General features: G+C 43.2%; 12 protein-coding genes. 11 read left to right on the top strand and 1 reads right to left on the bottom strand.

Features of this window, described 5'->3' with window-relative positions; all coding sequences use genetic code 11:
• Positions 1–30 precede the first annotated feature (30 nt).
• The gene (locus AC57BQ_RS15445) at positions 31–2,877 is read left to right on the top strand and encodes a hypothetical protein (RefSeq protein WP_496407139.1); all 2,847 of its coding nucleotides are present in this window, start codon (positions 31–33) and stop codon (positions 2,875–2,877) included.
• A 114-nt stretch (positions 2,878–2,991) separates the two neighbouring features.
• On the opposite strand, the gene AC57BQ_RS15440 is transcribed toward AC57BQ_RS15445, so the two are convergent.
• Complete coding sequence (locus AC57BQ_RS15440) at positions 2,992–3,342, bottom strand: RNA recognition motif domain-containing protein (protein WP_496407138.1); 351 nt, start codon at positions 3,340–3,342, stop codon at positions 2,992–2,994.
• A 526-nt stretch (positions 3,343–3,868) separates the two neighbouring features.
• Between AC57BQ_RS15440 and AC57BQ_RS15435 the strand changes: the two genes are divergently transcribed.
• The 10 genes from AC57BQ_RS15435 (at position 3,869) to AC57BQ_RS15390 (ending at position 13,239) form a co-directional block, all read left to right on the top strand.
• Positions 3,869–5,431, top strand: a complete 1,563-nt coding sequence (locus tag AC57BQ_RS15435; RefSeq protein ID WP_496407137.1) for a M20/M25/M40 family metallo-hydrolase — start codon at positions 3,869–3,871, stop codon at positions 5,429–5,431.
• Positions 5,432–5,533: 102 nt separating this feature from the next.
• Complete coding sequence (locus tag AC57BQ_RS15430) at positions 5,534–5,998, top strand: RidA family protein (RefSeq protein ID WP_496407136.1); 465 nt, start codon at positions 5,534–5,536, stop codon at positions 5,996–5,998.
• 116 nt (positions 5,999–6,114) lie between these two features.
• Positions 6,115–6,840 (top strand): DUF2306 domain-containing protein, encoded by a 726-nt coding sequence (locus AC57BQ_RS15425; RefSeq protein WP_496407135.1) that lies wholly within the window; start codon positions 6,115–6,117, stop codon positions 6,838–6,840.
• Positions 6,841–6,866: 26 nt separating this feature from the next.
• Positions 6,867–7,892, top strand: coding sequence for a sensor histidine kinase (locus AC57BQ_RS15420; protein ID WP_496407134.1), 1,026 nt, complete (start codon positions 6,867–6,869; stop codon positions 7,890–7,892).
• Positions 7,889–8,602, top strand: coding sequence for a LytR/AlgR family response regulator transcription factor (locus tag AC57BQ_RS15415; protein WP_496407133.1), 714 nt, complete (start codon positions 7,889–7,891; stop codon positions 8,600–8,602). The genes AC57BQ_RS15420 and AC57BQ_RS15415 overlap by 4 nt, the downstream gene beginning before the upstream one ends.
• Before the next feature lie 113 nt (positions 8,603–8,715).
• Positions 8,716–10,962, top strand: coding sequence for a TonB-dependent receptor (locus tag AC57BQ_RS15410; RefSeq protein ID WP_496407132.1), 2,247 nt, complete (start codon positions 8,716–8,718; stop codon positions 10,960–10,962).
• A 21-nt stretch (positions 10,963–10,983) separates the two neighbouring features.
• On the top strand, positions 10,984–11,628 hold the full coding sequence (locus AC57BQ_RS15405) for a hypothetical protein (RefSeq protein WP_496407131.1): 645 nt from the start codon (positions 10,984–10,986) through the stop codon (positions 11,626–11,628).
• Between the two features lie 24 nt (positions 11,629–11,652).
• Positions 11,653–11,901, top strand: a complete 249-nt coding sequence (locus AC57BQ_RS15400; protein WP_496407130.1) for a hypothetical protein — start codon at positions 11,653–11,655, stop codon at positions 11,899–11,901.
• Positions 11,902–12,040: 139 nt separating this feature from the next.
• Entirely contained in the window at positions 12,041–12,409 is a 369-nt protein-coding gene (locus AC57BQ_RS15395) for a nuclear transport factor 2 family protein (RefSeq protein WP_496407129.1), read from the top strand.
• 53 nt (positions 12,410–12,462) lie between these two features.
• Positions 12,463–13,239 (top strand): SDR family oxidoreductase, encoded by a 777-nt coding sequence (locus tag AC57BQ_RS15390; protein WP_496407128.1) that lies wholly within the window; start codon positions 12,463–12,465, stop codon positions 13,237–13,239.
• Positions 13,240–13,257: the final 18 nt, after the last annotated feature.

Here is a 13,257-nt window from a genome sequence, read left to right as displayed (position 1 = left end):
TTTCTGTAACTTTAAATTATTCACATTTATATGTTCCGGCGTTTACAGAATTGGGTCAACCGTCATTTTTCGTCTGTTTTTTCATTGCTGCTGATGGCTTTATTGGTTATCGGCAGCATGACGCTCAAGGATAATTACCTCATCATCACCAAGTACGCGCCTTCGGGTATCATCAACTGGGAAATTAATACCAGCAATGCCCGCAGGGATTCCATCTTAAAAGAATGGCATGCCGGCTTTAAGAAAAATCAGATCTATACCCGCGAAACTACCTATCCCGAAACCATAACCGGTATCGAAACGGCGATTTTTCGGAACAATGCCGACTATAGCTTCATCGGGGTATATGTAGGTATCCTGCTCATCCTCATCTTCCGGATAGGGAGCCAAAAAGCTAACCCGCGCCGTAGGGTGATCCCGCAGCGTACCGTAATCACATTAAGTGCATTGGTGATCCTGGCGGCACTTTTGGATGTGTTTGAAAACATCATGACCAACCGGGCACTGATGCATTTTAAACTGAAGCTGCCGCTGCCCGATGCCATGCTTATTGGCTTGCCGGCATGTATCAAATACCTGCTGCTGGCGTTTGTATTTGGCAAACTACTGTATGAGGGCTTTAAATTGGGTAAACCCCGCTTCTGGCTCGAGTATACAACAGCCTGGATAGGGCGCCTGATCACCTATTCCTGGCGCTTCCGTATTGTACTGATCATGCTGTTAGTTTTTTTCCTGGGACTTTTTATCAGTGCGCAGATCCAGGATATGCTGCTGTCGATCAATACCTCGCGATGGGCCAGTTTTTATTTCCTGCTGGCCATAAGTTTGCTGGCGCTGATGTGCTGGCATTTACCCAAGGTTATTGATAACTCCATCAAAATAAGCTATAAACGTTTTTTTATAGGCCCTGTTGATTTTGACACCAGTCGTTTGCCTGCAGGTTCCAGGCCATCCTTAAAGGTGGAAACAGCGAGGCTGTTCGGCGCTGCCGCTTTCCTGATACCCGCTACAGGCATCCTGCAAACCATGAACGCCTACCAGATCGATTACCTGTTGAAAGATGTGCCTCCGCTGGTACTACTGCTGGCTTCGCTTATCTTTTATAAGATTGTACTGCGGTATAAATGGTTAGATAAGTTGTTCAAATCGGAGGGTAAAGTAGTTCCATGGCGTTTTTGGGTAAGTATGGTCGCTTTGATACTGCCCATGATTATCTGGGGTAGTATTGATGGCAAGCGTAACCGGGAGCCACATTTTTTGGCTTATTTATCGCTTGACCTGTTCTTTCTATCGGCCATGTTTGTGATCACCACGGCTTTGCGTACAGGTATACCGGGGATCCGTAAATGGCACGCAGCACCCTGGATAACCTTTGGCGGCACGATAGCTATGCTGTTCTTTATCTTATGTAATTTCCCGCCATTTTTAAATGAATTGACCAGCAATAACCGCTATTATACCATGCCGGTGGTACTGTGCGCGGCGGCGGGTTATCTGTTATTCTTTTCCTTTTTGTTATTCGCGGGCAAGAAAACAGGCTTTAGTTTGATCACCTTTTTGCTGATGTTTACCCTGTACCGGTCGATAAGTACCATCACTACCTATCATGAAGCCTATGTTCAGAAGCAAAAGGATTATCATAAGTCGCTTGATTCTTTAGACCGGTATACCGAAAACTGGCTCAGAAGCCGCAAGCAGGAAATCAAGGCTTTTGTTGCCCGAAACCCGGGTACACCTTACCCGGTGTTTTTTGTAAACGCTTATGGCGGGGGACTGCGCGCCACGGTTTGGACAACCATGGTTGTGGGAACGCTGGATAGCCTGGTAAAAGAACGCTATAATGGGATCAATACCCATGACTTTCAGCATTATGTATTTTCTTATTCCGGGGCATCGGGCGGCACTATCGGGTTATCACTGCTTTGCAATGCCCGGTATCAGCATCGACAAGATCCGGTTAGGGATACCGTTTTTTACCCGGTTAACTCATTGGCCATCTATCGTAATGATTACCTCACCTCAAATATAGTTGCCTTGCTGGGTAGGGATATGCTGGCTTCGTCATTAGGAGTAGCTCCCTGGGCCGATAGGGCAAGATTGATGGAGGAAGATTGGGAAAGGCACACACAGGCCCATCACCTGGATATGAAAGTCACTTTAGGCAGGATGTGGAAAGGGGGCCATTATGAAGTACCCCTGCTATTTGCCAATACATTTGATGTGGATAGCGGTAAAAAAGGGATATCGGCCCCGGTTTTACTGGATAGCCTTGATTTTCCTTCAACCGTATTTTTAGAACAGGAAATTGAAGATCCGGGCGATCTGCGCCTGAGTACCGCAGCTTTTTTAAGCGCCCGGTTCCCGTATGTAAGTCCCACAGCTAAGCTCAATGGTAAACATCATTTTACGGATGGGGGTACCTGGGATAATTCGGGCGCAGAAACCTCGCTGGGAGTGCTGACGGTTTTTGAACGGGTGCGTAGTAAGCTGATCAAGGAGGATACTATATTTAACCATATTCAGCCGCAATTCCTGTCTCTGCCCAATTCGGTACAACAGACAGAGGCCACAGGTAAACCCGGTAATTTATTTGAGCCACTGGCACCTCCGGTGGGTATATTGAATAGCCGGGTGGGATACATGAAGAAATCAGAAGACTGGAATTACTCCATCTCCCGGATAAAGCATTACGGGTTTTACCTGTTCCGCCCCACTGCCGAAAGGGTTCCGAACACCCGAATCTGGCCAGTATTACCCCTTGGCTGGCAGATATCAGATTATGCCATGACCAGGATGCGATTAAGCGTATTGCGCGACAGTGTTACCATTAATAAAGTACTGGAACGCTTTGGTACTGCCGAAAAAATAAAGAGATAGAGGCCTGTCACCCTGAGCTTGTCGAAGGGCACGCGCATAGGCCCACCCACCATGCTTTGATGGAGCTCAGCATGACAGCCTTTTTGAACAAAGTCTTTTAATGGATAATTACGCCTATATCCTTGGGCGCTTTTTAGCCACAAAATCTTTTTCCGGCCTGGTACTGGCATAGCCTCCTTGTTGCGGGCGAAAGCTGCGTTGCGGTATTGGAGGTTTAGGGGCAGGTTTATCAGCTGCCGGTTTTACACTGAGTACGCGGTCGCCCATTGGGGTGCCGTCAAGTCCTTCAATAGCGCGGTCGGCGCCTGCCTGGTCGGTCATCTCCAGAAAAGCGTATCCTTTGCACTTACGGGTCTTTTTATCCCGCACTATCTTGATAGTATTAACAGTGCCATAGGAATTGAATATTTTGACTAATTCAATTTCTGCTATATCAAGAGGAAAGCCGCCGACAAATAATTTCATGGTAAATTTTGATGTTTGGAATGAACAAATATAAGTCATCCGGACTAAAAAGTATGATATGCCACAAATTGTTTGCTCAGAAGTTAATTTGGGATCAAAAAAGTGCATAATTAAATAAGAAAAATGACAAGTTTGGCAAAAGCCGGTATGTCGGCGACCGACTCACCCCACTTACGCTTCGCTGGGCGACCCTCTCCACGGCTACGCCGTAAAGAGGGTAAAAAGCTTTCTCTGACCCTCTTTACCGCTTGCGGCAGAGAGGGTGGTCGGGCGAAGCAATGACCGGGTGAGTCAATTATACAAGCGATGGGTTTGCCGAATTTACATTGAACTCCTATTAAGTTAATGACACCAAATGCTTTATTTTATGGTTTACAGTGTAAACCCACTTTTGATGATAAAATATACTTAATTATTTGATTGTCAATTATATATATAAATGTTAACCATAAAAAGTGTAAACCATGTAAACCCACTTTATAGAACAAAATTATAAAGGGCCGTTCAATTTTTATAAATTAGGTTCATGAAAACCACTGATCTTAATCTACTCACTAATTGTTGGCGCAAAGCCATCCCATTGATGGTAAGCGCCCTGCTTTGCAGCGGTATCAGCCAGGCACAATCCAGTAAGGCGGTCATTGACGGCATGATGCAGGAAGAAACCAATAATTCGCAGCTTGAAAAACTGGCTCATGAGCTTTTTGATGGCGTCGGTCCCCGTTTGGTGGGCACACCCCAAATGAAACAGGCCAATGACTGGGCTGTAGCCAAATACAAAACCTGGAACATAGATGCCCATAACGAAAAATGGGGCGAATGGCGCGGATGGGAACGGGGTATATCGCACATTGATATGGTATCGCCACGCGTAAAATCATTGGAGGGTACGCAATTGGCATGGAGTCCGGGTATGGGTAAAAAGACGGTAAGTGCCGAGGTGATCATCATTCCCGATCTGGCCGATTCTGTAGCTTTTCAGCAATGGCTGCCTAATGTAAAAGGTAAATTTGTGATGATATCCATGTGCCAGCCAACCGGCCGGCCCGATTATAACTGGCAGGAGTTTGCCCTTAAAGAATCATTTGAAAAGATGAAAGCTGAGCGTACAGCTATGACGGATGTCTGGCGCAAACGCATCAGCAAAACTGGATATACTACCCGTACGCTTCCGGTAGCACTTGAAAAAGCGGGCGCTGTGGGTATATTGACCAATAACTGGTCGGCTGGTTTTGGGGTTGATAAGATCTTTGGCGCTTATACTAAAATAGTCCCTACGGTTGATATCGCCCTGGAAGATTATGGGATGTTGTACAGGCTAAGTGAATCGGGTGGTAAACCGGTGATCAGTATGCATACCGAATCAAAAGAACTGGGTGTAGTGCCTACCTTTAATACCATTGCCGAAATAAAAGGCAGCGAAAAGCCTAATGAATATGTAATGTTATCCGCCCATTTTGATTCCTGGGATGGCGGTACTGGTGCAACAGATAATGGTACCGGAACGCTTACCATGATGGAGGCGATGCGGTTATTGAAAAAATATTATCCTCACCCCAAACGTACCATATTGGTTGGGCATTGGGGCAGCGAAGAAGAAGGCCTGAACGGTTCACGCGCATTTGTGGAGGATCATCCCGAAATTGTACAAAATTTACAAGCCCTGTTTAACCAGGACAATGGTACCGGCAGGGTTGTAAACTTATCTGGACAGGGTTTTGCCGATGCTAAGGATTATTTAAGCCGTTGGCTGGAAGCCGTGCCGGATACTATTAAAAATCGTATCAAAACAAACTTCCCGGGACAGCCTGGTGGTGGTGGATCTGATTTTGCCTCGTTTGTGGCTGTTGGTGCGCCTGGCTTTTCGTTAAGCTCATTGAACTGGTCATACGGTTCCTATACCTGGCATACCAATCGTGATACCTATGATAAAGTGGTGTTTGATGACCTGAAGAATAACGCTATCCTGGCCGCAATTATGGCCTATATGGCCAGCGAAGATCCGGCTAAAACCACCAATACAAAAACGGAAGGCATCAAATGGCCTGTGCAGGTTAAGGCTACCCGTAGGGGTGGATTGGATAAATAAGCCTGAAATAATCATCATTGGTTGGCATCCTGAATAATAGGATGCCAACCGATTTGCCAAACCCGGTTACCAAAAAGGATTGGTAATTGTAAAACATCTCAAATGAAAAAACATCTTTATCTCTTCCTGCTATTTATTTCCTCGGCAGGTTTTGCACAAACAAGTGATATCGCATTTATAAATCCCTCATCGGTAAGTACGCCAAAAGGATATTCGCAGGCTGTTACCGTTGATCTGGGTAAAAGCACTATGCTCATCCTATCCGGACAAGTTGCTTTGGATAAAGATGGACAGCTGGTAGGTAAGGATGATATCACGGCTCAAATTCAGCAGGTATTCACCAATATCAAAAATATAGTTGAAGCCGCGGGAGGTTCTATGAATGATGTAGTAAAGCTTAATTATTATATGACTGATGTTTCGCAGGTACAGGCTCTGCGTAACATTAGGGATAAATTTGTGAATACCACTCATCCGCCTGCCAGTACGTTAGTGCAGGTCAATAAACTATTCAGGGACGATATTTTGATCGAAATAGAAGCTACAGCTGTTATCCCAAAGAAATAGCCATAAGTATCATCTACACACTTTACCGGTTTGTCTACACAGTTTCCTGTTTAGTCTATTCTGCTCTGGGGTAAACATTTATGCGGGTAGCTTTACCTCATGTTAGTTATCCGCGTATGAAAAAGCCAGCGTCAAGTCCCCGTTTATTATATGGTATTATTGCTTTTCTATCATTCATCGGAGTTGTTATCGTAGTACGCCGCATGCTGACCTTAATACATGTGCTGATCAATGGCTATCAGCCGCCCGCAGTTAATAACAACTTTACGCAAATGGATGATATTTTTGCACATTATCCTTTATTGATCCTTGTTCATATTATCCCCGGTCTTATTTTTGTGCTTACCGGGCCATTTCAATTCATCCAAAGCGTACGAACCCGTTACCCCCGCTGGCACCGGTTGAGCGGGCGATTATTTTTGATAGGTGGCATAGTGAAAGGTATAACCGCGTTGGTCATGAGTTTTGCCGTACCGGCTATAGGCGGTGCAAACCAGGTCGCGGCGACGGTATTGTTTTCACTGTTCTTTCTGTATGCTTTGTTCAAGACCTTTCAGCAGGTGCGACAGCATAAACTTTTGCAACACCGGGAGTGGGCCATCAGGGCTTATGCTATTGGAATGGCTATAACTACCATCCGGATAATTAACGGGATATTTTTCGCCACCAGTCGTTTTACCGGCTTAACGCCCAAAGAGTTTTTTGGTATCGGGTTTTGGATAGGCTTTGTGCTACACCTCATTGCAGCCGAATACTGGATAGGCAGAAGTCGCCTGGGAAAAACTAAAAGCACTGTAAATGCGCTAACTAATGATCCCTTTATTAAATTTATGCATCAATAAGCACGTCGTGGTGTTTATTCAATCAAATGAAAGTAGCTATTAAAGTACGGTATATTACTATTACGCTCCATGTACTTATCTGGAGCGCCATACTGTTGCTACCCTATTTTGTTTCTACAGCAGCTAGTGGGTATGCAATTGGCTCGATACCGGGCCTGTTCTTTACAGAAGCGGGGATTATTCACCTGGCTATTTTTTATATCAATGCTTTATACTTATACCCCTGGTTTTACAACAGGCGCTTTTGGTTATTATACATTATCAGCTCTGTACTGCTCATCTTTGGGTCGTTTTGGTTAAAACACCACATCATGGTGGGATGGTTCTCGGAGTTGCCAAAGGACCCATCCATTTATAAATTTGTTTTCCCACCCTCTATCGTTGTTTTTATCATCAGCCTTATCTATTGCAGAATTGTTGATAGCATCCGTACCGAACGGGAGCAAAAGGAAAAACAGGCCACGCAACTGCTAACCGAACTCAAGTTTCTTCGATCGCAGATCAGTCCGCATTTTTTATTTAATGTGTTGACTAACCTGGTATCGCTGGCCCGTAAAAAGTCAGACAAGCTGGAGCAATCGCTCATTATGCTGTCGGATCTGATGCGTTATATGCTGTATGATGCCCAGGGTAAAAAGGTAGCGCTCCAAAAAGAAATAGAATATCTGAGCAGCTATATCGAGTTGCAAAAGCTCCGTTTCGGGAACGATGTACAGGTAAACAGCCGGATTGAACTGGATAAAGAAGATGATCTGTATACCATTGAACCTATGCTGCTGATACCCTTTGTGGAGAATGCTTTTAAACACGGTGTTGGCTATAACGAACAACCACAGATAGATATTGAACTGTCCGTATATCGTGGCCTGATGATATTTGAGGTACGCAATAAATTTGAAGATGAGCCCGTAACCTCCAAAGATGAAAACTCGGGTATAGGTTTGGCCAACGTGCGATCGCGGTTAAATTTGTTGTATAAAGATAATTATACCTTAGCTATCAATAATAGCGACGATCTTTTTCATATTACCTTAACTTTGAAGTTAGTATGATGCGCTGTATTATTGTTGATGATGAACAATTGGTTCGGGAACTGCTGGAAGACAACATCGGTCAGATACCTTTTTTGCAACTGGTTAAAACCTGTAAAAATCCGCTGGAAGCTATCGAGATACTACAAACAGAGCAAATTGACCTCATATTCCTGGATATACAAATGCCGCGCTTAAACGGATTGCAATTCCTCCAAACGCTCAACAATCCACCACTGGTGATCCTGGTTACCGCATACGAAAAATACGCGCTGGAAGGCTTTGACCTCAATGTAGTTGATTATGTGCTGAAGCCTTTTAGTTTCGAACGTTTCCTGAAAGCCTGCAATCGGGCAAATGATCTGTTTAAATTGCAACAAAGCAGCAAGGCGATTGCTACTGACGTTCCGGAGGACTTTTTTGTTAATGTGGAATATACCCTGGTGAAAATTGTAGTAGCCGATATTGATTACATTGAAGGGTTGAAAGATTATATCAAGATTCATCTGTCATCATCAACTAAGCCGGTGCTTACCCGCATGACCATCAAGGCTATTGAAGAAAAGCTCCCGCCGCCGGCATTCATACGTACCCATAAATCATTCCTGGTAGCGGCTAATAAAATCACCACAGTAAAACGCGATTTTGTTTATATAGGCTCGAAAGAGGTGCCTGTGAGCGAATCCTATAAAGAAAATATTACCAGGATACTAAACAGGCCGGAGCATTAATTTATCCAGAATCCTGGCTTTCGTCGCTACACTTTCCCCGCTCGTCTACTCTCCAAAAAAGATAACACAAGGCACTATAGTTTTGATCATCAATAGGTTCAAAACTAAGGGTCATGAAAACTCATATCATTAAATATATAGTAGTTGCCTTCCTGTTTTTACTGGCGCCGCGATTTGCTTTTTCGCAACATCGTATTTCAGGAACGGTAAAAAATACTAACGGCGAGGCTATTCCTTTTGCCAGCATATCACTAAAAGCAACAGCTGGGGGAACTAAAACCGACACCGCCGGCATCTTCAATTTACCCACTAATGCAAAAGGGAAGCAATTGTTGGTGGTAACCTCAGTTGGCTATAAATCATTCAAAAAAGAAGTCACCCTTGCCGATTCATCCATCTACCTGGATATTGTTCTTTTACAATCAGATACCCAATCGCTCCATGAGGTCATTATCAGCGCCGGTTCATTTGAAGCAAGCGACAAAGCAAAGGGTGCATCGCTCACCGCTATTGATGCGTTTACCGTTGCCGGTAGTAATGCCGATGTTGCCCTGGCGCTTAGGTCATTGCCCGGTTCGCAACAAATAGGCGAGGCAGATGGCTTGTTTGTACGTGGCGGTACCGGCGATGAAACCAAACAATTTATTGACGGTACACTGGTTAAAAAACCTAATTATCCTGCGGTGCCTGGTTTACAACAGTACGCCCGGGTAAACCCCATATTGTTTAATGGCATCCTGTTCAGTACCGGGGGATATTCGGCATTATACGGTCAGGCCATGAGCAGTGCCCTGATCCTGGAAAGTGTCGACCTGCCCGCTAAATCTTCGGCCTATTTCTCTGTTTTTACTGCCAACATGGGTGCAGGGATACAGGAACTGGCTAAAAATAAGAAGAGCAGTTATGGTGTCACTTTAAGATATAGCAACCAGACCTGGTATAACGCTATTATACCCCAACGCATCAATTATTTCAGCGGACCGGAGTACCTGGAAGGAGATGCCAATTTTAGGATAAAAACCGGCAAAACCGGTATGCTGAAGTTTTATACTAACTGGAATACCAGCAATGTGGGGATGCGCAATCCTGATATTGACAGCACCGTTTTACGCTCCGCTTATCAGGTAAAAGGTATGAACAGCTATAACAATTTGAGCTATCGCGATTATCTGAATGATGATTGGAAGCTTGACGCAGGTCTGGCTTATAGTTATAGCCGGGTGAACACCATACAAACCCTAACCGGTGATGATGGACAAACCATTAACCTGCCTAATTACCCTTTTAACGAAAAAAACAACCATCGTATCATCAACAATGATTTTGCGCAGGCGAGGATAGTATTTACCCGTATGTTCCCGCATAACCAGGCAATCCGGTTTGGTGCAGAGCACTTTTATTCGCATGATCATGGTATGTCAAACGATAGCACCATCGCCCTTACGGATAATTTAACAGCAGATTTTTTCGAGGGCGATATTTACCTGGCTAATGATTTAGCTGCTAAAATAGGTGTGCGTACAGAACACTCCTCATTATTAAACAAATGGGTTATCGCACCAAGGGCAAGTCTGGCTTATCGCTTAAACGATGGGGGACAATTTAACTTTGCCTATGGTATTTTTTACCAGGAACCACAGAATGATTTTCTGTATCAAACCACTGATCTTAATTTTTCAAGTGCCACCCACTATGTATTGAACTATACCAAAAAGGCGCATAACCGTTTTTTCAGGATCGAGGCTTATTACAAACAGTATAAGGATCTGATCAAAACGGAGCCGGTTATCAGTAATAATGGCAAAGGGTACGCCCGGGGTATTGAACTGTTTTTCAGAGATAAAAAAACCTTCAAAAACCTCGATTACTGGATCTCCTATACCTACCTGAATACCAAACGTGATTTTTTAGATTATCCGGACGAGATACGGCCAACTTTTGCTACACCACACACCGCCACTATCGCCATAAAAAAGAACTTTCAGGACATTAATACCTATGTAAATATTTCCTATGCCTTTGCTACCGGCAGACCTTATTATAACATCAGGTACGATAATGTCATTAACGTATCCAGAATCTATGACCAGGGCACCACTAAAAACTATAGTGTGCTGAACCTGCAGGTGGCTCATCTGATGTCCTTGTTCAAAAGCTGGAAACAGAAACCGTTTTCAGGTTTTAGCGTGGGTGTTAATAATTTACTGGGCTCCAACCAGCTATTTGGTTATAACTACAGTGCTAACGGCGATATCAAAATGCCTTTAACCTTACCTGCACGCCGGTATTATTACGCTGGGTTCTTTATGAGCTTCGGTATTAACCGCACCAGCGATATTCTCGATAATAACAATAATTAAAACCATATAAAATCAATCAACATGAAAAAGTTAATCATTTCGGGTTTGGCCATATGGCTGTTCTGTTTATCAGTATCGGCCCAGCAAACCAATTTACAAAGCGCCGTTACCAAATTAGATAAGGCCAAAACGGTTAAAGAGTATGCCGCAATTGAGCAGGACTTTGTAAAGATAGCGGGCTCACAGCCCAAAGACTGGCTGCCCAACTATTACGCGGCTTATTGTAACGCAAGGATAGGTTTCCTGTTGCAGGATGATGGCGAATCTATAGAAGCGTACAGTAACCGGGGCGAAACACAGGCTAAAAGGGCAGAATCATTGCTGAATAAGGTTAATCAAAAAACGGAACTGGCAGAGGTGTATACCGTGCTTAGTATGATTAACCAGAGCAAGGTGTTCATTAACATGATGACCTATGGACCTAAATACGGTCCGCTTGCCCAGCAGTACCTGAACCAGGCCAAACAGTTAAACCCCAATAATCCCAGGACTATTTACCTGGCGGCTTGGTTTAAATATAATACCCCAAAAATGTGGGGTGGCGATAAGGATCTGGCCAAACAACTGGCCTCGCAAAGTCTTAAAATGCTTGAAAATACAGATACCAGTGTAAATCCTCATTGGGGTAAAGCCGAAGATCAGGAACTTTTAAGTAAATACAAATAAGCGTTCACCATTAAATTTACGATCATGGGATTTGGAATCATCATCATACGGATATTGTTTATTACCTGTATGGTATTTATCATCGGTTATGTTTTTGGTGGGTTTTCAAAAAAGCCCGCTTTAACCATCATTACAAAGGTGGCCGCTATTTTGGTTATTGTACTCTTTATTGCTACTAATATGTTGTTTATGATAAACAGATTTGAGTATTTCGGAGGTAAAGATCACTGGCAGTGGTGCGACACTGTTTATAACCATAATGGACATCCTTAATATAAGGCAACTTCTTCATAACAAGTTAATACAGGGTATTGTTAGTGTTTAGGCATTAACAATGCCCTTTTTGTTTTTTATGAAACATTAAGGGTGTTTTATTTATTATTATATAATAATGATTTGTCTGAATAATAATATGAAAAAAGATACAGTAGAACTAACCAGGAATGCTAAAGAAGTGGTACTGGCTTTCATAGATGCGATGAATAAAGAGGATTTTGCCACTGCCCGCAAATATTTAACAACAGATATGACCTTTAAAGGTGTACTGGGTTCGCGTGATGGGGCGGAGGCATATATGAACGATATGGAGAAGATGAAATTTAAATACGATCTGAAAAAGACCATTGCTGAAGGAGATGATGTGTGTTTGTTTTATGATATTGATATGGGGAGCGTTACCATATTCGGTTGTGGGTGGTACCAGGTCAAAGGCGATAAAATAAGTTCCTTTAGGGTAATATTTGATCCACGACCTGTTTTAGATCAATCAAACAAAAATTAAAATAATTCATCGAACCTATACCTTATCAATTATTTATCACAAAAGCTTAACGGATGAAGAACGTATTAGTGACAGGGGGTACAGGCCTGCTGGGAAAAGAAGTTGTAGATCAGTTACTATCCATTAATTATGGAGTTACTGTATTAAGCTCAAAGAAAAATGCTACCGTGCCTGCTGGTGTACAGCTTATAAAAGGCGATCTGGCATCAAACAGGGGCTTGCAGGAGGCAACTGAAAATGCCGATATCATCATTCATTGTGCAAGCAATCCGAAAGACACACAGAGCGTTGACATTAAGGGGACACAAAATTTACTTGATGCAGTAAATAAAGATAAGACCCTGCATTTTATTTATATCTCTATTATTAATGTTGATAAAAGCAATTATGCTTATTATCAAACCAAAATAAGGGTTGAACAAATGATAGCGGCCAGCGGTATTCCGTTTTCTGTTTTACGCACTACCCAGTTTCATAACTATGTACTCTCTATTTTAAAAACATTTGATAAAAAAAATGGTACACTGGCCATTCCCGATGGTATGCATTTTCAATCTATCGAAGTAAAGGAGGCAGCAACCTTGCTGGTTGATTTAGCTCAGAGAGAACCTGTAGGCTTGGTTCGTGGAGTAGGGGGGCCTGAACTACTTAAATTTGAGGAAATGGTAAAAACATATCTCCATGTGCTAAGCCGGACAGATGAACTAAATGTACGACCGCTTCAGAGCGAAGAATATGATCGTTATCGTTCTGAAAATAATATCTGGCCAACCAATAGCTATGGACGGGTGACATGGGAGGCTTTTTTACGGCATGACCTGGCGAGTTGATATGATTTGGAGATGCTG

It is taken from the genome of Mucilaginibacter sp. BGA-UO-ETr-C110 (assembly GCF_059567985.1).
Note: the sequence above shows the minus strand (reverse complement) of the source record. Positions and strands in the feature narration are given on the sequence as shown.

Coding starts and splice junctions, on each gene's coding strand:
- AC57BQ_RS15445 (WP_496407139.1), top strand. CDS start 31: ATGTTCCGGCGTTTACAGAATTGGGTCAACCGTCATTTTTCGTCTGTT.
- AC57BQ_RS15440 (WP_496407138.1), bottom strand. CDS start 3,342: ATGAAATTATTTGTCGGCGGCTTTCCTCTTGATATAGCAGAAATTGAA.
- AC57BQ_RS15435 (WP_496407137.1), top strand. CDS start 3,869: ATGAAAACCACTGATCTTAATCTACTCACTAATTGTTGGCGCAAAGCC.
- AC57BQ_RS15430 (WP_496407136.1), top strand. CDS start 5,534: ATGAAAAAACATCTTTATCTCTTCCTGCTATTTATTTCCTCGGCAGGT.
- AC57BQ_RS15425 (WP_496407135.1), top strand. CDS start 6,115: ATGAAAAAGCCAGCGTCAAGTCCCCGTTTATTATATGGTATTATTGCT.
- AC57BQ_RS15420 (WP_496407134.1), top strand. CDS start 6,867: ATGAAAGTAGCTATTAAAGTACGGTATATTACTATTACGCTCCATGTA.
- AC57BQ_RS15415 (WP_496407133.1), top strand. CDS start 7,889: ATGATGCGCTGTATTATTGTTGATGATGAACAATTGGTTCGGGAACTG.
- AC57BQ_RS15410 (WP_496407132.1), top strand. CDS start 8,716: ATGAAAACTCATATCATTAAATATATAGTAGTTGCCTTCCTGTTTTTA.
- AC57BQ_RS15405 (WP_496407131.1), top strand. CDS start 10,984: ATGAAAAAGTTAATCATTTCGGGTTTGGCCATATGGCTGTTCTGTTTA.
- AC57BQ_RS15400 (WP_496407130.1), top strand. CDS start 11,653: ATGGGATTTGGAATCATCATCATACGGATATTGTTTATTACCTGTATG.
- AC57BQ_RS15395 (WP_496407129.1), top strand. CDS start 12,041: ATGAAAAAAGATACAGTAGAACTAACCAGGAATGCTAAAGAAGTGGTA.
- AC57BQ_RS15390 (WP_496407128.1), top strand. CDS start 12,463: ATGAAGAACGTATTAGTGACAGGGGGTACAGGCCTGCTGGGAAAAGAA.